The following is a 19,674-nucleotide window of genomic DNA, read 5'->3' as shown; positions in this document are numbered from 1 at the left end:
CGGAAGAACAGGGTTAATCTGAGTGGCGCCCGGCCGGAGAGAGCGGTTCCCGCCCCATGCGCGTGTGACGCCGGGGCCGTATCCGCTGTGGCGTTCGTACCCGGTGGGCCGAACCGAACAGCCGACCTCAGCGAGGAGCAGGTAAGACATGAGCAGGCAGTCGCGGCCGTTCGGCGCGGACGAGGGGGAGGACTGGACGACCCCGCGCGTCGTCGATTTCCTGGGCGTCAGCCGGCAGGCCGTGAACAAGAGGCTGCACGGCCGCACGATCCTCGGATATCGGGACGGCCGCCGGACGCGTTTCCCGGCATGGCAGTTCGACCGGGAAGCTGCCGAAGTCCGTCCCGAAGTGGCGGAACTGCTGGAAGCTCTCGGGGATGGTTTCGAACCCGCGGAGGTGTCGCGGTGGACTGTCACGGTCATACCGGAGTTGAATGCCACTCCGGCGCAACTGCTTCTGTCCGCCGCGACGAAAGGGGAGGCGCTCCGGCTGGCAGCGCAGCGACGCCGGGCCGGGAAACCGACAGCGGATGACGAGGGAGCGGCGGACGACCGTCACGAGGCGAGTTCGCACGGCCGCTTCTTCGAGCGGGTTCGCGCGGAACTCGAATCGCAGGAACAGAACTCGCGATTGGCAATTCTGCTCGCAGCGGCGGAACTCTTCGCCCGGCACGGCCCGGCGAAGGTATCCCTGCGCGAGGTGGCGGCCGCGGCCGGGGTGCCCTACAGCCTCATCTACCGTTTCTTCGGGACCAAGGACAAGCTCCTGGCCGCCGCCATGGAGTTGCTCGTGACCTACGGTGGCCAGTCGCTCTACGAGGAAACCGATGCGTACTCGGCCATCGCGAACACACTCGGTGCGGATTCCGGGCAGTGGAGCAAGATGGTGACCTGGGCAATCCTCGACGAGGTGCCGCCGTCCCGGCTCTTCCGGCCCGGCCTGCGCTCGGGGGGGTACCGGCAACAGATCGAGAAGTTGTGGGAGGATCCCGAACCACCCCGGGTGCGTGAGAACTTCGATCCACGTGTGGTGGCGTCGCTGATTCAATTGGTGATCGGCAACTGGGAAACGTTCGAGCCCTACCTCAGCATTCTGCTGGGTGACGACGCTCCGGACTCCGCTGCCCAGCACGAAGAGGTGGTCGAGTTGCTGCAACTGCTTGTCTGGGCCGCCCGACCCGGCAGGGCCGGCGCGTAAAGCATAGAATTTGCAGTACTTCCGGCGACTGCCCACCTGATGGCGTCAACTCTCCCTTGCGGCCCGGGTGTTCTCGAAGAGCGTGGTGTATTCGTCGAAGAGTTCGGCGAGTAGCAGCCGGCGCTGCGGGTCCATGGGAGTGAGGGTCTCGCGCATGACATTCCGGCGCTCCTCCATCACATGCGCGATGGCTTCCTTACCCGCCGGGGTGCAGCGCAGCAGGACGTACCGCCGGTTGCTGGGGTCGGTGTAGCGCTCGACGAGTTCCAGGTCGACCAGCGGATTGATGGCGCGGGTGACGGTCGACGGGTCGAGTCCGAGCCGGGCGGCGAGCCGGTTCATATGGATCTCGCCTTCCTGGGCCACTGCTTCGAAGGCGTCGATCTGGGCCGGGCCGAGTTCGCGACCCTTGACCGTGTAGAGCTTGGTCTGGATACGTTCTCGCCGGTTCGAGCGGAGGAACCGCCGGGTCACGTCGATGAGGCGGTCGCCGAGCACCTCGAACGCGGCGTCCGATTCGGCGTCGGTCCAGGTTCGTCCGGCGGGACCGTCCTGCTCGGAATCGAGCCGGTCGTGACTGGGGTGAGCGGGCACGCTCGTATCTCCTTCGGGTGGTCGTGGGCCTGCGTGGGCAGGCTGGTGTTGGTCCATAGTAGCCCCACTGCAACTCTTGGTGGATACAAGGCTTGTGGAAAGCAATTATTGATTGTTACCCTCCTCACACCGCATTCGTAACAAGCGGTGGAATGTGTGGCGGTCGTCCCCGCCGAAACACTCCTCGATCTCCCGTCGGTGCCGTTTCGAAGGCACCGCATCTTGCAGGAGCGCCATGACCACATCGGATATCGCAGAGCCGTCGCGCGAAACCGTACGCAGAGCATCTCTGGCGGGTTTTCTCGGGACCGCTGTGGAGGCATACGATTTCATCGTCTTCACCTACATCATCGTCTACCTGGCGCCGCTGTTCTTCCCCAGCGACGATCCGGTAACCGGGGTCCTGAACTCGCTGCTGGTCCTGGGGACCGGCTTTCTCGCCCGGCCGATCGGCGGAATCGTCTTCGGTCGTATCGGGGACCGGCGCGGCCGGCGATTCACCCTGATTCTGACAATCACCGGAATGGGGGCGGTGACCGCCTTGATGGGCGCACTACCGACCCATTCGACCGTCGGCACCCTCGCCCCCGTCCTCCTCGTCCTCACCCGGCTCCTCCAAGGGTTCTTCGCGGGGGGCGAGCAAATAGGCTCGGCCACTTTCGTCACCGAACATGCGTCGGTCGCGAACCACGGGTTGCTGAGCGCGATGACCCCGATGGGCTTCGGTATGGGAACAGCGTTGGCGCCGGGCGCTGTAGCCCTGACCACGATGCTGACCTCGGAAGAGACGATGGCAGCCTGGGGCTGGCGGATCCCGCTGTTGCTGTCGATTCCGCTGATGGCATACACCCTGTATCTGCGTACCCGGTTGGAGGAATCGCCGGGATTCCGCAAACTGGCCGACAATCACAAAGTCCCGACCGCACCGGTGCGGGCGCTGTTCCGCGGACATGCGAAGAACCTGCTCAAGGTGACCGGGCTCAGCGTCTCCGTACTGGCCATCGGCTACATTGTGCCCGCGTACATGCCGTTGTTCATGCAACAGCAGGTCGGTATGGCGGCCGGCATCACCGCAGGTATCGCGACGTTCGCCTCCGCCTGCTCCATCGCGATCGGATTCGGCGCGGGCCTGTTGATCGACAAATCCGACCGCAGGGCCACCATGGTGATCTTCCTCGGTGTCCTCGCCGTCATCATGTTCCCGATCATGTACCTGATCAAGGCAACCGGCGGCAATATCGTGGTCACCGCACTCGGCCAGATGCTCCTCATCGGGTTCGCCGGTGCGGCAGCGGTCCCCGTCTATGCCACACTCACGGCGACCTTTCCCGCCGCGGTGCGATACACCGGCGCGGCGATGGGATTCGGCATCGGGTCCGCGCTGGGCGGTGGACTAGGCCCCTACCTGGCCGGAAAATTCACCGATATGACAGGTAACGCCTATGCGGCCGCCGGTGTGGTCGCTGTGGCGGCGGCGCTGGGTATCTCGGTGATCATGACCATGCCGGGCCGGAGAATCGCGGGCGACGACGCCCCTGCCGAAGACCGGAGGGAGCGCCCGGTCGGCCGCCCCGCCTTCGAGGTCGGATGATCCGCCGGTGATCGGATAGCGGACGCCGTACCGGCCCTACCTCGGGCCGGTACGGCGCTGTCCTGTAGCCACTTCGGACTATCCGACGGGATCACGCACCTCGGCGTCGGGCGCTGCCGGCGAGGCGGCGAACGAACTCGCCGAATGTTTCCACCGCTGTGCCCGAATCCGGGTGATCGGGTTCGATCAGCGGCCACGTATGACCCCGTCCTGCCATGATTTCCAGTCGGCACGAGACGCCCGCTGCCGCCAGCCGCCCGGTGAAGGCGACCGAATCGTCGAGCAGGGTTTCCGTCGTGCCGACCTGGATCAGTGCGGGCGGAAAGACGCCGGGATCGGCCCGCAGGGGGGAAACCAGCGGGTCGTCGCCGTCGTGGCCTTGGAGATACGCCTCCCGGGCACCCACAGCGGTCGTGCGGTCGAACAGCGCATCGGTGGCCGATGTGTACGACGGTGCGTCGCACCGCAGATCGAGCCAGGGCGACAGCAGGGCCATGCCCTCGGGCCCGGCGACACCGATCCGCGCCGCGGCGACCGCTACGGCTGCGGCCAGGCCACCTCCGGCGGAGTCGCCGGCGACGACGATCGGACGGCCGGGGCGCCGGTTTCGGAGTTCCAGATAAACCGAAACCGCATCGCGCACCGCCGCCGGGAACGGAGATTCGGGGGCGAGCCGGTAGTCGGCCAGTACCACCTCGGCGCCGGTCGTGCGCGCGATTCGGGCACCGTAGCGGCTGTAAGCCGCGGCGCTGCCCATCCGATAGCCCCCACCGTGCAGGTACAGCACGGTGGCGCCGGCGCCGCCGCCGAGAACGCGGCAGGGGACCGATCCGAGACAGACCTCGGTCGCGGTCGCGGATTCGTCGGACTCGCCGGCTGTGAACTGCGCACGTCTGGCGCGGAGATCGGCGGTTGCGGGCATGCCGTAGCGCTCGGGCGGGAGCATGTCCAGCAGTGTGGCGCTATGCGCTGGTCCCTCTTTCGCGGATGGGGTGGAGCCGTCGGTCATCGGCCGTCGGTTCCGCTCTCGAAACCCTGCATCCGGTATGGGTAGCTGGACGTCGCGCCGGCATCGATGACCAGGGTCTGACCGGTGACCGCGGCGGCAAGGTCACTCACCAGGAATGTGATTCCGGCGGCGATATCGGACGGCGTCGTCAGCCGGGGGAGCGGTGCGGCTGCCCGGCTGTTCTCGAGTTGTCTCGAGTCGAGGACATCGGCCATGCGCGGGGTGAGCACGAAACCGGGGGCGACCGCGTTGACACGCACTCCGCCCGGTCCGAGTTCGACGGCGGCAGTGCGGACCAGAGAGACGAGCCCGGCCTTGAAGACGCCGTAGGCCCCATGGCCCGGTGCGCTGCTCAACCCGGAGACGGACGCGACGAAAGTCAGGGTTCCCGAGCCTTGCTCGGCCAAGCGGCGGCCGAAATGGCGGACGGTCAGCCAGGCATGACGCAGCACGATATCGTGTTCCCACATCCAGTCCTGTTCGGAGACATCGAGCAGGGTCTTGTAACGAGCGATGCCGATAACGTCGACCACACCGTCGACCTTCCCGATATCCCGGGCGAGGGCGGCCATATCGGTGTCGCTGGTTGCGTCGACGACCCTGGCGGTGGCGCCGGCACCGATTTCGGCGGCCACGGCGCCTGCTCGTTCCCGGTCCGCGTCGACCACCACGACGCGAGCACCCAGCTGCGCGAGCGAATGCGATGTATGCCGGCCCATTCCCCGGCCGCCACCGAGGACGACGTAGTGCCGGCCGTCGAGACGGAACCGCGCCGGCAGGTCGGTGATCTCTTCGGCGGCTTCGACGAGTTCCGCTACGGATGGGGTGGTGCCGGGATTCTCGGTGGTCATGGTTCTCCGGTCGTCGTTGTGGACAGGGTGTTCGGGTCAGGACGGGAAGGTCAGGACCCCGCGGTCCAGCCGGGCGGCGCGCGCGTCGTCGATGAGCTGATGGAAGTCGTCGAATCGGTAGGTGCGGGTGACGAGTTCGTCGAGCAGGAGGCGCCCGGATCGGTACAGGTCCAGATAGCGGGGAATATCGGCGCCCGGACGTGAGCTGCCGTAACGGCATCCGAGCACCGATCGGTCGAGGTAGAGCCGGCCCGCCGGTACGGACAGTTCGGTATCCGCCGGGGGCACACCCAGCAGGATGAGCTGACCGCCCCAGTCCAGCATTTCGACGCCCTTCCGCACGGTGGCCGGAGCGCCGACGCAGTCGAATACGTGGTCGACACCGCTGCCGGTGAGGCTTTCGACGGCCTGGACGGCGTCATCGAGACCGGAGTCGACGAAGTGGGTGGCCCCGAACCGTTCGCTCTGCGCGCGCTTCGCCTCGTTGGTGTCCACGGCGATGATCGTGGTTGCTCCGGCGATGCGGGCGGCCTGCAGCACATTCAATCCGACTCCACCGGCCCCGATCACGGCCACACGGTCGCCGGGGGCGACCCCGGCCCGGTGGAACACCGCTCCGGCGCCGGTGAGCACGGCGCAGCCGACGAGGCATGCCGAAGTGAAGGGGATATCGCCGGGGATGACCGTGGTCTGAACGGCACGGACCACGATTCGTTCGCTGAAGGTCGACAGCGCCGCGAAATTGTGCACCTGCTGTCCGCGCCAGCGGAACGGTGCGTCCTGTGCGCCGAAGGAACGCCGGCACATGGTCGGCCGGCCCGATACGCATGCGGCGCACCGGGCACAGTTGGCGAGAGTGGAGGTCACCACGTGATCGCCGACGCGCAGGGTGGACACCCCGGGGCCCAGTTCCTCCACCACGCCCGCACCCTCGTGACCGAGTACCACGGGAACGGGGAAGGGGATGGTGCCGTTCACGACGCTCAAATCGCTCTGGCACAGTCCGCTGGCGTGTATTCGGACGACGACTTCGCCCTCGGCCGGCGCTCGGAGTTCCATATCCTCGACGATCCGGTTGCGGTTGCCGTCGAACAGGATCGCTTTCACGTGTTTTCCTCGCTGTACATGCTCGGATGCGTAGGGATGTGTCGGCGCACCGACTGGACGGTGCCGTGCGGCCGATGCTCATCGGCGCGAAGTCGCGGCGCTGGATGGTTGACGTAGGCGAGTTCGCGGAGAGGTCTCCACGGTAGCCAATGGCTACATTGGAGGTCAATATCGTTTACCCGATTTGTGGTTTCGGCGTACGTTCGGCCGAGCTGGGAATGTGCGAGAAATGCTGTGTTATAGCGGTTATAAGCGCTTGTGAGTGCCGTTGGCCGGGTTTTTGCCGTGGTCGGCGCAGCCGGGGGAAGGCGTCGGCAATCGACGGTGTTCGTCAACCTGGATGCATTGCCATCACTGTAGCCAATGGCTACAGTGATGGCTATCACTGGCTTGCGTGGAGTTCCGCTCGCGTTCGAGGAATGAGGAGAAGTAATGCCGTCGATGTCGTTGTCGATGAAACCCACGGGCTGGTTCCAGATCGGGTGGTCCGATGAGCTCGGTGCCGGTGCGGTGACCCCCCTCCGCTTCTTCGGTCGTGACCTGGTGGCGTACCGCACGGACGCCGGGCGGCTCGTAGTACTCAACGCGTTCTGTGAACATCTGGGCGCCAATCTCGCGTACGGGGGTTCTGTCCACGGCGACGACATCCAGTGCCCGTTCCACGGCTGGCGGTGGAACCCCCGGGGACGCAACACCTGTATTCCGTATCAGGAGCAGCCGAACCGGGTGCGGCGCATCGGAACGTGGACCGCGGTCGAGCGGGACGGAGTGATGTTCGTATGGCACGCCGCCGACGGCCGGGAACCCGATCACGAGGTGCCGAGCATCTTCGAACTGTTCACCGGCTCGGGTCCGGCCGACGATTACCACCCCGCTCGCTCCGGAGGCACCTTCAGCGAGACGGACCTGGCGATCCACCCGCAGTACGTCATCGAGAACGGGGTCGATTTCGCCCACTTCAAATACGTGCACCGCGCCGACGAACTCCCCGAGGTGACCCGGCGAGTGTTCGGCGAGTACGACTTCCGCACCAGCCTGGCGTTGAAATTCAAACGCAAGAATGCCGAGGGCGCCGTCGAGGAGGTACAGGGCAGTGTCGATGCCGTCATACTCGGCGTGGGACTCGGATATTCATATGCCGCCGGCGCGGGCCGGATCTGCAGTCTGACCGCCGTCACTCCGATCGACGACGAGAAGTCGATGCTGTGGTACTCGGCATGGGCCGGCAAGGAGGACGAAGACGAACAGACGCTGCGGCGCCGGCAGCGAAGCGCGATCGCCCAGGTCAAGGCGGATCTCGCGATCTGGCGGCATCAGCGCTACACCGAGCCGCCGGGCCTCGCTACCGCCGAAGCGGTGGGTTTCCGCGATATCCGGCAGTGGGCGCGGCGCTTCTATCCCGAGGGAGAGCGCGGCCACGCGGCCGAGGACCAGCGTGCGGCGACCGATGTCCAGGTTGCGCCGGCCGGCGACGAGATCACGCGATGAGGCGCCCACTCGGCCCGGAGCTCGAGGCATGGCGTGCCGAAATCCGTGCGTTCCTCGCCGCGGAACTGCCTCCGGACAAGGCGTTCAACACCGAGTTCGACGATGCGCCGCAGCGGTGGGAGATCGCGCTCGAGTTCAGCAGGAAGGTGGCAGCGCGGGGGTGGATCGGACTCACCTGGCCCGTCGAGTACGGCGGCGCCGGCCGATCTCCACTCGAGAACCAGGTTCTGCTCGAGGAACTGAGCGCGGCCGATGCGCCGATGGTCAACTCGGTGGGTATCTTCCTGGCCGCCGGCACCATCCTCGCCGCCGGCAGCGAGGAACAGAAAAAAACGTTGCTGCCGGCGATTTCGTCGATGCGGACACTATGGGCCGAAGGGCTGACCGAGCCCGAAGCCGGCTCCGATCTCGGATCGCTGCGGACCCGTGCGGTCCGCGACGGCGACGACTGGATCATCACGGGGCAGAAGGCATTCACCTCGTGGGGGCCGATGTCGGACGTACTCTACGTCGCGGCCAGAACTTCGGCGCAATCGTCGCCGAGTGAGGCCATCAGCATCTTCGTGGTGGATCTGAAGGCGCCGGGGGTGACTCTGCACCCGATGCGCAATTTCGGCGGCGGAGTGCAGTCGACGACCTACCTCGATCGCGTGCGGGTTCCCCGTGACGCGCTCATCGGCGCCGAGGGGATGGGCTGGCGATACATCATGGGGGCGTTCTATGCATCGGGCACGGTGGAGCCGATCTACTCGTCGCAGCAGGCGCGCCTCGACGCACTGATAGCGCATATCCGCGGAATTCCCGGCGTCTACGACGACCCTGCCGTGGCCGCCGATATCGCCGAACTCGCCCGCATGATCCAGGCACAGCGGCTACTGGCATACGAGGTCGTCGGCGACAACGTCAACGGCCGGCGAACACCGTACGGCGGGGCCGTGCAACAGGTCGTGGCCAAGGAATACGAGCCGCTGTTCGCCCGAGTGTTCAACCGTGTCCTCGGCCCGGGCAGCCAGCTCACCGGAGATTCCCGCTGGGCCCCCCTGGGTGGCACCCCCGAGGCCTGGTATCGCCAGTCGTTCGCGAATCACGCGGGCGGAACCAGCCAGCTGAAACGGATGGTGCTCGCCACCCGTGGACTCGGTCTTCCGCGATAGGAGCTAGGAATGGAATTGATCTGGGGCGAGGATTACGACGTCCTCGCCGAGGTAGCGCGATCGGTTTTCCAGCGCCTGTCGCCATTGACCGACCGTGACCGCACCGTCGACTTTTCCGATCAGGTCCGGCAGTTCGCCCAGTTGGACTGGCTTACCCTCGGGGATCCTCGGGGAGGTGCCACCGGGACTACCGGGCTGGCGAGCGCGGCAGCCGTTTTCGTGGAATCGGGCCGAGCCCTGGTGCGCAGCCCGCTACCGGCACTCACCACCGCGCGCGACGCGGCTGTACTGTGCAGTTCGCCGACAAGCGACGAACTCGCGGCCGCGGTCGGAGCGGGCGACACCACGATGGTGCCGGCCTTCCACGACCCGGCCTGGGGACAGCCGATGCCGACGCTACGCGGGGGCGTCCTGAACGGCACGGTACTTGCGGTGCCCTATGCCGATGTGGCGGACCTGCTCCTGGTGGAAGCGACAGCGGACGCGCACGGCGGGCACCGGGAGAAGGTTCTCCTCGCCGTACCCCGCACACCGGCGGTGGCGGTGGAGCCGATGCCGAACCTCGGTGAGCATTCGATCTTCGCGGTGACCTTCTCCGCGACACCGGCGAGCGACGCCGTGGTCCTCGCGCGGGGCGGCACCGCACACACCGCGGTCGATACGGCCCGCGCCAGGGCTTCGGTCCTGGTGGCCGCGCAGGTACACGGAGCCGGCCTGGCGCTGCTGGACCGGACCGTTCGCTACGCACAGCAACGCCGGCAGTTCGGTGGGCCGATCGGCCGGTTCCAGGCGGTCCAGTACCTGTGCACCGATATCGCGGTGGGTGTACACCTGACCTCCGCATTCGTCCGCGACGCCGCCCGCCTCCTCGACGGAGGCGCGGAGGCGGCGCTGGAAGTCGCGCTGATGCGCAAGCAGGCCCGGCAGACCGCAGAAGAAATGGTGCACGCCGCCCACGAGGTCCACGCCGGTATCGGGTTCATGGTCGAGTCCGACGTGCACCTGTTCACCAAGACCGCCGCGAAATGGATGTTCGACCTGGGCGGCGACCACCGCGACGACAAGGTGATCCTCGCCGGATTGTGGCGGGAACAGATCGGAGGACAACGATGACGACGGTGCAGTACCGCGTGGACGGAGCAATCGCGACGATCACGCTGGACCGTCCGGACAAGCACAACGCCCAGGACCAGGCGCTGCTGGTAGAACTCGACGCGCGTTGGCGCGAAGCCGCCGTAGACGACGCCGTCAAGGTGATTCTGGTGCGGGCCAACGGGGCGAACTTCTCGGCCGGGCACGATCTGAAATCGGAAATCGCCGATTATGCGAGGGAAGACCTGGGGGCGGTTCAATCGGGCTTCCGCTGGGAGGCCGAGCATTATCTCGGTTTCAGCCAGCGGTGGCGCAATATCGCGAAACCGTCGATTGCGGCGGTACAGGGTGCGTGTATCGCCGGTGCGCTCAACGTCATCTGGCCCTGCGATCTCATCGTCGCGGCGGATAACGCCTGGTTCAGCGACCCGGTGGTGCGCTACGGCATCGGCGGCGTGGAATACCATGCCCACACTTGGGAACTCGGGGCCCGGAAGGCCAAGGAGCTGCTGTTCACCGCTGGTTCGCTGTCCGCGCACGAGGCGCTGCAACTCGGCATGGTGAACCGCGTGGTTCCGCTCGACGAGCTCGAGGCGCAGAGCCTGGAACTCGCCCAGCGGATCGCAACGATGGACAGTTGGGGGCTCGCCCAGGCCAAACGTGCGGTGAACCAGACACTCGACATCATGGGCCAGCACAGTGCGCTGCAGGCCGCGTTCGAAATCCATTGGACGGGACATGCGAACGCGCTGGTCCGTACCGGTTATCCATTGCTGCGGGAGGGACCGTTGGATCCCGCCGAAGCCGGCCGTGGCGGGGGACGAGCGTGACCGGTTTCGCTACCCTTCCGAACACCCTGTGGGGCCTGATCGCCCACCGTGCGGCACTGACCCCCGACAGTACGATGCTCATCGACGAGCAGCACCGCAGCGTGACCTTCGCCGCGGTGCTGCAGCGCGCGCAGCGCGTGGCCGCCGGGCTGCACGAGCTCGGCATGCGGCCGGGCGACACGGTCAGCTGGCAGCTGCCCAGCCGCATCGATACGGTGGTGCTGAGTCTGGCGCTCGCCCGGCTCGGAGTGACACAGAATCCCATCATTCCCGTCTACCGCAGCCGCGAGGTAGCGGCGATGGTGCGACAGTGCGACTCGGCGTGGCTCGTCACTGTGGAAGAGTTCCGCGGTTTCGATCACGGGGCGATGGCCCGCGACATCGCGGCGGTACAGGGCATACGTGCGCTGGTCCTCTCCGGCGAACTCCCCGCGGGCGATCCGGACCGGCTCGGACCACCGCCCGAATCCGATACCGCGGTCAGGTGGATCTACACGACCTCCGGCACCACTTCCGCGCCCAAAGGCGTCTGTCATTCCGACGGTTCGCTGATCGCCGGCGGGTTGGGAGTGGCCGATGCCCTCGCCGTGAGCCACGACGATGTCTCCACGATCTTCTTCCCGTTCGCTCATATCGGCGGGCCCGATATGCTGATCGCCGGGCTGGCCGTCGGTATGCCGATCATCATGTCGGAGGTGTTCGAACCGGCCGCGGCGATGACGCTGTTGCATACTTACGGCGCCACGGTGTCCGGGGGCGGTCCGTCGTTCTACACGATGTATCTGGAGCAGCAGATCCGCAGTGGCCCCGAACCCGTGGCCCCCACCCTGCGATTCTTGGCCGGTGGCGGTGCGCCGATGCTGCCGCGCGTCTACCACGATGTGGTCGCGGGCATGGGGATCCCCGTCCTCCACGGATACGGTATGACCGAATGCCCGATGATCACGCAGGGGCGCCCCGGCGATACCGCCGAACAGTTGACGTCGACGGCCGGTCGCCCGGTGCTGGGCTGTGAGGTCGCCGTGCGCTCCGAGAGCGGGCGGCCGCTCGGCCCGGAAACCGAGGGGCAGGTGTGGGTCCGGGGAGCGATGCTCTTCCACCACTATCTCGTCGACGGCGATATCGTCGTCCCCCACGACGAGGACGGCTGGTTCTACACCGGCGACGTGGGATACCTGCGGCCGGACGGACACGTCGTGCTGGTCGGTCGCGAAAAGGATCTCATCATCCGCAAAGGCGAATCGATCAGCCCGATGGAGATCGAGGACGTGCTCGGGCAGCACCCCGCCGTCCAGGACGTAGCCGTCATCGGCCTGCCCGACGTTATCCGCGGTGAGCGGATCTGCGCGGTCCTCGAGCTGGCGCCCGGCGCCGCGGCTCCGACCGTCGCCGGGCTGCGCGAGCATTGTCTCGCCGCGGGGCTGGCACCGTTCAAATCACCTGAGCAGGTCGAAATCGTCGACCTCATGCCCAGAACTCCGACCATGAAAATCCGCAAGCACCAGCTGCGTAACCGGTTCGCCACGGACCCACCCGCCGTGACGGCCACACCGCAGAAAACCGGCGCGGGCAGCTGAACCTTTCGCCCCGAGCCGGTCGTGTTTCCCCTCCAGAAGAATCGGAGCCTTGCCGATGCCCGACCAGAAGCCCGACCGCAATTTCCTCGAGCGCGCCGTTTCGTTGGCCGATGCCAACGCCCTGCGGATGGCGTTGTTCCAGACAACTCGTGACCCGGAGATAGCCGCCATACCCGCGCGCCGGGTGATGCGCGGCGGTTCCGAAGCTGTGGTGATCGACCCGGCCGATATCGAAAGGATCCAGAAGAAGGCAGTCGATTTCCTCATCGATCACGCCGGGGAGCCGACACCACCCGAGGTCTCCGTCGCGGAGCTCGACGAGTTGGTGCAGATGGCCGAGGCGCGCACCATCGCCCCGTCCGACCTCGAGATGCGCCGGCTCTTGCCCAGCTTCGGGGATTTCCCGCACCGGGCCCGTTGGACCGGCCCGAGCCGGGCACCCGAGGGATTCTCGGTGGCGATCGTCGGCGGCGGATTCGCGGGAGTGGCTATGGCCGTCCAGCTCGAGCAGCTCGGTATCGGCTACCACCTCTTCGAACGTCGCGGTGAGCTGGGCGGGGTGTGGAGTGCGAACCGCTACCCGGACGTGCGGGTCGATACGCTCAGCGCCATCTACCAATTCGGCTTCGAGAAGCACTATCCCTGGTCGGAACACTTCGCGCGGCAGCGGGAAGTGCGTGCCTACCTCGATCACGTGACGACCAAATACGGTGTGCACGAGAAGCTCCGGCTCAACCATCACGTCCGGTCGGCACAGTGGGACGACGATGCCGGCGTGTGGCATCTGACGATCGAGGTCGACGGTGAGCGGATGGTCGAGCACACGGCGCAGGTGGTGGTCACCGCGAGTGGTTTGTTCGCGCAGCCGAAAACGCTGGACGTGCCCGGAGTCGCGAGTTTCGCCGGGGATCTGGTGCACACCACCGAATGGAGCGATGCGGTGTGCTACGCGGGGCGGAAGGTAGCGATCATCGGCAACGGCTCCACCGGCGTACAGCTGCTCTCCGAGGTCGCCGCCCGCGCCGATACGGTCTATGTCTGCCAGCGCACGCCGCAGTGGATCATGCCGCGTGCCGGGTACGGCCGGCCCATCGAAGTGGAGCTGCGCTGGCTCATCGAGAACATGCCCTGTTACTGGAACTGGGACAAGTTCGTGGCCGGTATGAGTTCCACCGATCTGCGCGAGCAGCTGATCGTGGACCGTGACTGGATCCGCAACGGCGGCAGTGTCAACGAGCGCAACGACGCATTGCGCGCCGTTCTCGAGGGATATATCGCCCAGCAAGTGGGCGGGCGGCAGGATCTGATCGATCGTCTCGTGCCCGACTACGCGCCCATGGCCCGCCGGCCGGTGGTCGACAACAACTGGTATGCCACGTTGACCCAGGACAACGTCGAACTGGTCACGCAGGCAATCGCGTCCCTCGATGAGCGAGGCATATACCTCGCCGACGGGCGCCACCTGGAGGTGGATCTGATCGTCACCGCCGTCGGATTCGACACCCAGAACTACCTCTGGCCCACCCGGTATCAGGGCCGGAACGGGGTGAGTCTCGAACAGGCCTGGCGCGATGAGGGCGCAAAGGCCTACCTCGGGATGACGGTTCCCGGCTTTCCGAACCTGTTCATGCTCAACGGCCCGAACTCGCAGCCGGTCGCCAGCGGTACCGGGCTGCCGTGCTGGTTCGAGATCTGGTCGCGTTATATCGCCGAGGGAATCGTCGCCATGCTCGAGGGCGGCCATTGCGCCATGGCCGTGCGACCGGAGGTGTGCGCCGAGTACAACCGCCTCGTCGACGAGGAGGCCGGCCGGTTGTTGTATCTGGCGGAGAACGGCGCCCGGAAGAAGAACTACTACGTCAACGACCAGGGCCGGCTCCAAGTGATCGCACCCTTCACCGGCGAGCGGGTGTTCGCCATGTCGGCGCACCCCGACCTCGCCGATTTCGAGCTGACCCCGGCCCGCCGGTGAACGCTGGGGTCGTGCGCCGACCGTGACCTCGGCGCGGACCGGCGCCGAGGCCACGGTCACTCGTAGCAGCCGGGGCCGAACCGGTGCCAATCGTCGGGGTCGTGTCCTACCCAGATGTCGGCGCCGAACCGATCCCCGACAGCGCGCAGGCGTTCGATCGATCGCACCGCGGATGCGCTGTCGTGATCGAGAGGGAAGGGCGAAGCCGATTCGAGCGCCGCGCGGGTATGGGCGATATCGCCCGAGAGGATGATGGTGCGTCCGGGTAACCGGACCATCATGGCCAGGGAACCGGGCGAGTGGCCGGGCAGGAAGAGCAGCGAGATCGCGGCGTCGCCGAAAAGATCGTGGTCGCCGGAGATCTCGTGTAGCCGCAAGTTCCGGGCGTCCTCCAGTTCGTCTCGCCGATACAGACCACACAGGTGCGCGGCGGGGTTCAGCGCATAGCTCAGCTCGCCTGCGCCGAGGTAGAACTGCGCATCCGGGAACAGTTTCATCCCGCCGGTGTGGTCGAAGTGCAGGTGGGAGAGCACGACGTGTTCGATATCGGCCGGTTCGAAGCCGACGGCGCGTAGCCTGCGGTCGAGCCGTTGCTCCCGGGAGTACTCGATACGTGAGTTCGTGCCCGCGCCGTATACCGCAGCCGGGTCGCCGGCCGCGTCGGGGGACAGTCCGGTATCGAAGAGTACGAGCCCACGGGGATGTTCGATGAGGAAGGTGGGGAACGGGGTCATCCAATCGCCGGTTGCCCCATCCTCGATGAGACCTTTGTCGATAATGGCGGTCGGGGCATCGAATACCCACATGCGGGTGGCGGTGGTGCCAGTCGTCATCGAGGTACCTTTCGAGAAATCCGCGGACTCGTGGTCCGTCTGTTGATCTGCGAAAACTCGTGTCGCAGAGAAGTATTCGTGTACGTTGGGCCGCCGATATCCATCGCGCACCGGTGCGGTGCCCGTCCGTGCCGTGGTTCGTGAAGTCTCTCGGTTGCCCCTTGTTTGTGCGTCGATATCCAGGTACCGTCCAACTACCTCCAATGCTTGTAGTTTACAAGTCTTGTAGGAGCCTTATGTTGCTTTTCCGTTGGATACCTGCGGGAGGCGGCGGCGCAGATGTGGACGGCCGGCGGTCCGACCCACCGTGTTCCGCCTTCCAGGGCCTATCGCCCGAAAAGCGATTCCCGACCGATACGACGCAGGTATGCGTCCATATCCACGATCTAAGGGGCTGGTATGACCACTGAGCGCATCGAGGAAGGAGCCGAGGAGGCCGCCTTCGTTCTCGCTCGGCACGCGGTGGCACTCACCTACGGTGACCTCCCGGACGGGGTGGCCGATATGACGAGCAAGACAATCCTCGACACCACCGGTGTGATCCTCCCGGCCGCTACGACGTCACCGGAGGCCAAGGCGCTGGCCGATCTGGTGCTCGACCTCGGCGGTAAGGAGGAGGCCACACTGCTCGGCTTCGGACGGAAGGCCCCGGCGTGGCTCGCCGGTTACGTCAACGGGGCAATGGCCAACTGCCAGGACTTCAGCGATCTGCACCCCGACGCCGCGCATATCTCCTCGCCCGTGCTGCCGGCGGCCATCGCCCTCGCCGAACGACAGGGCGATATCACCGGAAAGGAATTCATTACCGCCGTCGCGCTGGGTGTCGACCTGCAGTGCCGCCTCACGGTCGCGGCGGGAAAGCCGGGCGGGCGTATGGCCCCCTGGCATCCGGCGCCGCTGTTCGGCGTATTCGGGGCCGCGCTGGCCTGCAGCAAACTGTTGCGTCTCGATGAAGACCAGACCGTGAACGCACTGGGTATCGCGTTCACCCAAGCCGGGGGTACCCACGAGATCGTATTCGGTAAAGACTCCACCATTCGCGGTTTCGGGCATGCCGTCCCAGGCGAGGTCGGGGTGCGAGCCGCCCTGATGGCGCAGGCCGGTATCAGCGGGGTGCGCCGCAGTTTCGAAGGGACACACGGTCTCTGGAACGTGTACTACCAGGGCGACTACGACCGCGAGCTGCTACTGGGCGATCTGGGAATCCGTTATGCCGTCCTGGACAACGGGTTCAAGCCGTGGCCCTCGTGCGCTTTCACCCATGTGTTCATCGATATGGTCCGGGTCCTGATGCGTGAGCATACGTTCGCGCCCACGGATGTCGCATCGGTCACCGTGACCGTGGGAGATTTCGCCCGCGGCCAGACCGAGCCTCTCGCGGAGTGGCGCCGCCCGGCCAACCCGATGCTGGCGAAACTGAGTATCCCGTTCACCGTGGCCACAGCGGTGCAGCGCGGCGATGTCACCATCGCCGACTACTTCGACGAGAAACTGGCCGATCCCGATATCCTCGCCATGGCCGACCGGATCGACGCACGCTATGACGAGCGGTACGACTTCGTTCCGGGTTCCGGGTTCCCCGGTGGTGAGATCGAACTCCGGCTCCGGGACGGCCGCACACTGACACGGAAACAGCCACGGGCATACGGCCATCCGCTCGCACCGATGACCTGGGATGGGCTCATCGCGAAATTCAAGGATTGCGCCGGCTATGCCGCCCGACCGATTCCGGGCGACGCCCTCGATCGCGCAGTAGCGGGATTCCGCGCACTCGATTCCGTCGAGAACGTCGCAGATCTGTTCGCCCTTCTCGGGTGAAGAGCATCCGTACGCGCAAGTACCCGGAAACACCGATACCCGAGGGACACAGCAGATGCAATTGAAAGACAAGGTCGCCGTCATCACCGGATCGGCCGCCGGAATCGGCCGCCGGGCGGCTGTTCGTTTCGCATCCGAGGGCGCGCGAGTCGTTGTGAGCGATCTGGACGATGCGGCCGGGGCCGATACCGTCGCGGAGATCCGCAGCAACGGGCACGAGGCGGCGTACTGTCACAGCGACGTCATGAAGATCGCCGACCTCGAGGCTCTGATGGACTTCGCGACCGCCACCTACGGCGGTGTGGACATCTTCTGGCACAACGCCGGAACCACCAGTGCGGCGATCAATTCCGACCGTAGCGGCTACCACCCCGGTATCACCGAGGCCGACTGGGACCAGCAGATGAACGTCCACCTCAAAGCGGGCTTCTTCGGGGCGCGGCTGGCGGTGGACCAGATGATGAAGCGGGGCGGCGGCGCGATCCTGTTCACCAGTTCGGCGGCCGCGCTCAAACCGCCGGTCGGGACCGCTCCCACCTATCCGATCGCCAAACACGGTTTGATCCTGTTGACGAAAATGATGGCCGTCGACCTCGCGAAGCACAACATCCGGGTCAACGCCATCTGCCCCGCGTCCATCAAAACGGCCATGATCGAGGGGCTGCTCGCCGACGATTCGACCAAAGGCATTGTGGACGATCTGGTGAAACAGATGCCCATGGGCCGGATCCTGGAGATGGACGAGGTCGCCGCCTGCGCCACCTTCCTGGTCTCGCAACAGGCGTCCGCTATCACCGGAACCGTGCTGCCCATCGACGGAGGGCGCACCTCCCTATGAGTGTGACGATGACGGCCGGCGAGCAATGCCTGGCGATCGAGGCGATCAAGCGCGTCTTTGCGGCGCGGCTACGCGCCCTGGACGAGAAACGCTGGGATATCTATCCGGAACTGCACACCGAGGATGTCGTCAGCGAAACCTGGGCGGGGTTGCCGGCGGACAAACAGCCCCGGACCGGCGGAACCGCGAACCGGGTCGTGGGCCGCGAATCGCTGACCACCGCGATCCGCGGCATGCTCGGCGCCGACACCTATGTGACGACGGTGCATCACGGGCACACCCCCGAGATCGTCCTCACCTCCGATACCACCGCCACCGGAATCTGGGCCATGGAAGACGAACTGTGGTGGACCAACGGCGATACCGAGGAACACCTCCACGGATACGGCCACTACCACGAGGAGTACCGCAAAGTAGGCGCGGAGTGGCTCATCAGCTATCGCAGGCTCACCCGGCTGCGGGAAACGCACACTCCGCACTTCTTCGACTACCTGGCCGCACTCTGATCCACGGCATCCGCAGGATCGGCAACACCGCAGAGGAACTGTTATGACCAATGTCGTTATCGTGGAGGCCGCTCGCACGCCGATCGGCCGCCGCCGCGGTGCGCTGTCCGGTGTGCACCCCGCCACGCTGCTCGGCGTCGCCCAGCGAGCCGTGCTCGAGCGGGCGGGAATCGGGCCCGGAGAGATCGGGCAACTCGTGGGCGGCGCCGTGACGCAGGCAGGCGAACAGTCCAACAACGTCACCCGCAACGCATGGCTACACGCGGGGTTCCCCTACTCCACCGCCGCCACCACGATCGATTGCGCATGCGGTTCATCGCAGCAGGCCGTTCACCTGGTGGCGGGACTGATCGCCGGCGGGCAGATCACCGCCGGAATCGGTTGCGGGGTCGAGGTGATGAGCCGGGTGTTCCTCGGCCAGGCCGGGACCCCGGGGACGGGCCGGCCGCATCCGGAGGACTGGTCACTGGATATGGGCGACCAGTTCACCTCGGCCGAACGTATCGCGGCCGCGCGCGGTATCGAACGCGGTCATACCGATGCCTTCGGATGCGAATCGCAACGCCGGGCCGCGCAGGCGTGGGCCGAAGGCCGGTTCGACCGGGAGATCGTGCCGGTCGAAGCGCCTGTCGTCGACGAGGACGGGGTGCCCTCCGGTGCGCTGGCGACGGTGTCCCGCGACGGCGGTTTGCGCGAGACCTCCCTGGAGGGACTCGCGGCGCTGCGCCCGGTTCTGGCAGGTGGTATCCATACCGCGGGTTCTTCCTCGCAGATCAGCGACGGCGCCGCCGCGGTGCTGTTGATGAGCGAGGAGAAGGCGTATGCGCTGGGCCTGCGGCCGCGGGCCCGGATCGTGGCATCGACCATGGTCGGCTCCGACCCGTACTACCACCTGGACGGTCCGATCGATTCCACCCGGGATGTGCTGGGTAAAGCCGGAATGACATTGAACGATATCGATATCGTCGAGATCAACGAGGCGTTCGCGTCCGTTGTGCTGTCGTGGGCCCAGGTGCTCGAAGCCGATATGGACAAGGTGAACGTCAACGGCGGGGCGATCGCGCTCGGTCATCCCGTCGGATCCACCGGCGCGCGCCTGATCACCAGCGCGCTGCACGAGCTGGAACGCTGCGACCGGTCCACCGCGCTCGTCACGATGTGCGCCGGGGGCGCCCTGTCGCCCGCCACCATTATCGAGCGCCTCTGATTCCAGCGG

General features: G+C 66.3%; 17 protein-coding genes. 12 read left to right on the top strand and 5 right to left on the bottom strand.

Features of this window, described 5'->3' with window-relative positions:
• Positions 1 to 148 precede the first annotated feature (148 nt).
• Positions 149 to 1,198: a helix-turn-helix domain-containing protein gene (locus IU448_RS02835; protein ID WP_195053904.1), complete on the top strand. Its 1,050-nt coding sequence runs from the start codon at positions 149 to 151 to the stop codon at positions 1,196 to 1,198.
• 45 nt (positions 1,199 to 1,243) lie between these two features.
• Here IU448_RS02835 and IU448_RS29335 read toward each other — a convergent pair whose 3' ends face one another.
• The gene (locus IU448_RS29335; protein ID WP_195053903.1) at positions 1,244 to 1,792 is read right to left on the bottom strand and encodes a MarR family winged helix-turn-helix transcriptional regulator; all 549 of its coding nucleotides are present in this window, start codon (positions 1,790 to 1,792) and stop codon (positions 1,244 to 1,246) included.
• Between the two features lie 235 nt (positions 1,793 to 2,027).
• On the opposite strand from IU448_RS29335, the gene IU448_RS02825 reads away from it, so the two are divergent.
• A complete protein-coding gene (locus IU448_RS02825) occupies positions 2,028 to 3,383 on the top strand; it encodes an MFS transporter (RefSeq protein WP_195053902.1) in 1,356 nt (451 codons plus the stop codon).
• Positions 3,384 to 3,474: 91 nt separating this feature from the next.
• On the opposite strand, the gene IU448_RS02820 is transcribed toward IU448_RS02825, so the two are convergent.
• Genes IU448_RS02820 through IU448_RS02810 form a run of 3 tightly spaced genes read right to left on the bottom strand, consistent with a single transcriptional unit; the run spans position 3,475 to position 6,350 of the window.
• Entirely contained in the window at positions 3,475 to 4,329 is an 855-nt protein-coding gene (locus IU448_RS02820) for an alpha/beta hydrolase fold domain-containing protein (protein WP_195053901.1), read from the bottom strand.
• 59 nt (positions 4,330 to 4,388) lie between these two features.
• A complete protein-coding gene (locus tag IU448_RS02815) occupies positions 4,389 to 5,243 on the bottom strand; it encodes an SDR family NAD(P)-dependent oxidoreductase (RefSeq protein WP_195053900.1) in 855 nt (284 codons plus the stop codon).
• Between the two features lie 36 nt (positions 5,244 to 5,279).
• Positions 5,280 to 6,350 (bottom strand): Zn-dependent alcohol dehydrogenase, encoded by a 1,071-nt coding sequence (locus tag IU448_RS02810; RefSeq protein WP_195053899.1) that lies wholly within the window; start codon positions 6,348 to 6,350, stop codon positions 5,280 to 5,282.
• A 432-nt stretch (positions 6,351 to 6,782) separates the two neighbouring features.
• On the opposite strand from IU448_RS02810, the gene IU448_RS02805 reads away from it, so the two are divergent.
• From IU448_RS02805 to IU448_RS02780, 6 genes are read left to right on the top strand one after another with little or no spacing between them, the layout of a single operon-like run.
• Positions 6,783 to 7,838, top strand: a complete 1,056-nt coding sequence (locus IU448_RS02805; protein ID WP_195053898.1) for a Rieske 2Fe-2S domain-containing protein — start codon at positions 6,783 to 6,785, stop codon at positions 7,836 to 7,838.
• A complete protein-coding gene (locus IU448_RS02800) occupies positions 7,835 to 8,992 on the top strand; it encodes an acyl-CoA dehydrogenase family protein (protein ID WP_195053897.1) in 1,158 nt (385 codons plus the stop codon). Before IU448_RS02805 ends, IU448_RS02800 begins: the two co-directional genes overlap by 4 nt.
• A 9-nt stretch (positions 8,993 to 9,001) precedes the next feature.
• Complete coding sequence (locus tag IU448_RS02795; RefSeq protein ID WP_195053896.1) at positions 9,002 to 10,105, top strand: acyl-CoA dehydrogenase family protein; 1,104 nt, start codon at positions 9,002 to 9,004, stop codon at positions 10,103 to 10,105.
• Positions 10,102 to 10,914: an enoyl-CoA hydratase gene (locus tag IU448_RS02790; protein ID WP_195053895.1), complete on the top strand. Its 813-nt coding sequence runs from the start codon at positions 10,102 to 10,104 to the stop codon at positions 10,912 to 10,914. The genes IU448_RS02795 and IU448_RS02790 overlap by 4 nt, the downstream gene beginning before the upstream one ends.
• Complete coding sequence (locus IU448_RS02785) at positions 10,911 to 12,491, top strand: class I adenylate-forming enzyme family protein (RefSeq protein ID WP_280457238.1); 1,581 nt, start codon at positions 10,911 to 10,913, stop codon at positions 12,489 to 12,491. The genes IU448_RS02790 and IU448_RS02785 overlap by 4 nt, the downstream gene beginning before the upstream one ends.
• Before the next feature lie 55 nt (positions 12,492 to 12,546).
• A complete protein-coding gene (locus tag IU448_RS02780) occupies positions 12,547 to 14,463 on the top strand; it encodes a flavin-containing monooxygenase (RefSeq protein ID WP_195053894.1) in 1,917 nt (638 codons plus the stop codon).
• Between the two features lie 56 nt (positions 14,464 to 14,519).
• Here IU448_RS02780 and IU448_RS02775 read toward each other — a convergent pair whose 3' ends face one another.
• Positions 14,520 to 15,296 (bottom strand): N-acyl homoserine lactonase family protein, encoded by a 777-nt coding sequence (locus tag IU448_RS02775; protein ID WP_195053893.1) that lies wholly within the window; start codon positions 15,294 to 15,296, stop codon positions 14,520 to 14,522.
• A gap of 399 nt (positions 15,297 to 15,695) precedes the next feature.
• Between IU448_RS02775 and IU448_RS02770 the strand changes: the two genes are divergently transcribed.
• Genes IU448_RS02770 through IU448_RS02755 form a run of 4 tightly spaced genes read left to right on the top strand, consistent with a single transcriptional unit; the run spans position 15,696 to position 19,665 of the window.
• Positions 15,696 to 17,114, top strand: a complete 1,419-nt coding sequence (locus IU448_RS02770; protein WP_195053892.1) for an MmgE/PrpD family protein — start codon at positions 15,696 to 15,698, stop codon at positions 17,112 to 17,114.
• A gap of 55 nt (positions 17,115 to 17,169) precedes the next feature.
• Positions 17,170 to 17,952, top strand: a complete 783-nt coding sequence (locus tag IU448_RS02765) for an SDR family NAD(P)-dependent oxidoreductase (RefSeq protein ID WP_195053891.1) — start codon at positions 17,170 to 17,172, stop codon at positions 17,950 to 17,952.
• Positions 17,949 to 18,458 carry a nuclear transport factor 2 family protein gene (locus IU448_RS02760; RefSeq protein ID WP_195053890.1) on the top strand — a complete coding sequence of 170 codons (510 nt, stop codon included), beginning with the start codon at positions 17,949 to 17,951 and terminating at the stop codon, positions 18,456 to 18,458. The genes IU448_RS02765 and IU448_RS02760 overlap by 4 nt, the downstream gene beginning before the upstream one ends.
• A 43-nt stretch (positions 18,459 to 18,501) precedes the next feature.
• A complete protein-coding gene (locus IU448_RS02755) occupies positions 18,502 to 19,665 on the top strand; it encodes a steroid 3-ketoacyl-CoA thiolase (protein ID WP_195053889.1) in 1,164 nt (387 codons plus the stop codon).
• The last annotated feature ends 9 nt before the right edge of the window (positions 19,666 to 19,674 follow it).

Origin of the sequence: Nocardia flavorosea, assembly GCF_015477805.1 — a bacterium.
GTDB lineage: Bacteria > Actinomycetota > Actinomycetes > Mycobacteriales > Mycobacteriaceae > Nocardia > Nocardia flavorosea_A.
This window is presented reverse-complemented; position numbering and strand designations above follow the sequence as displayed.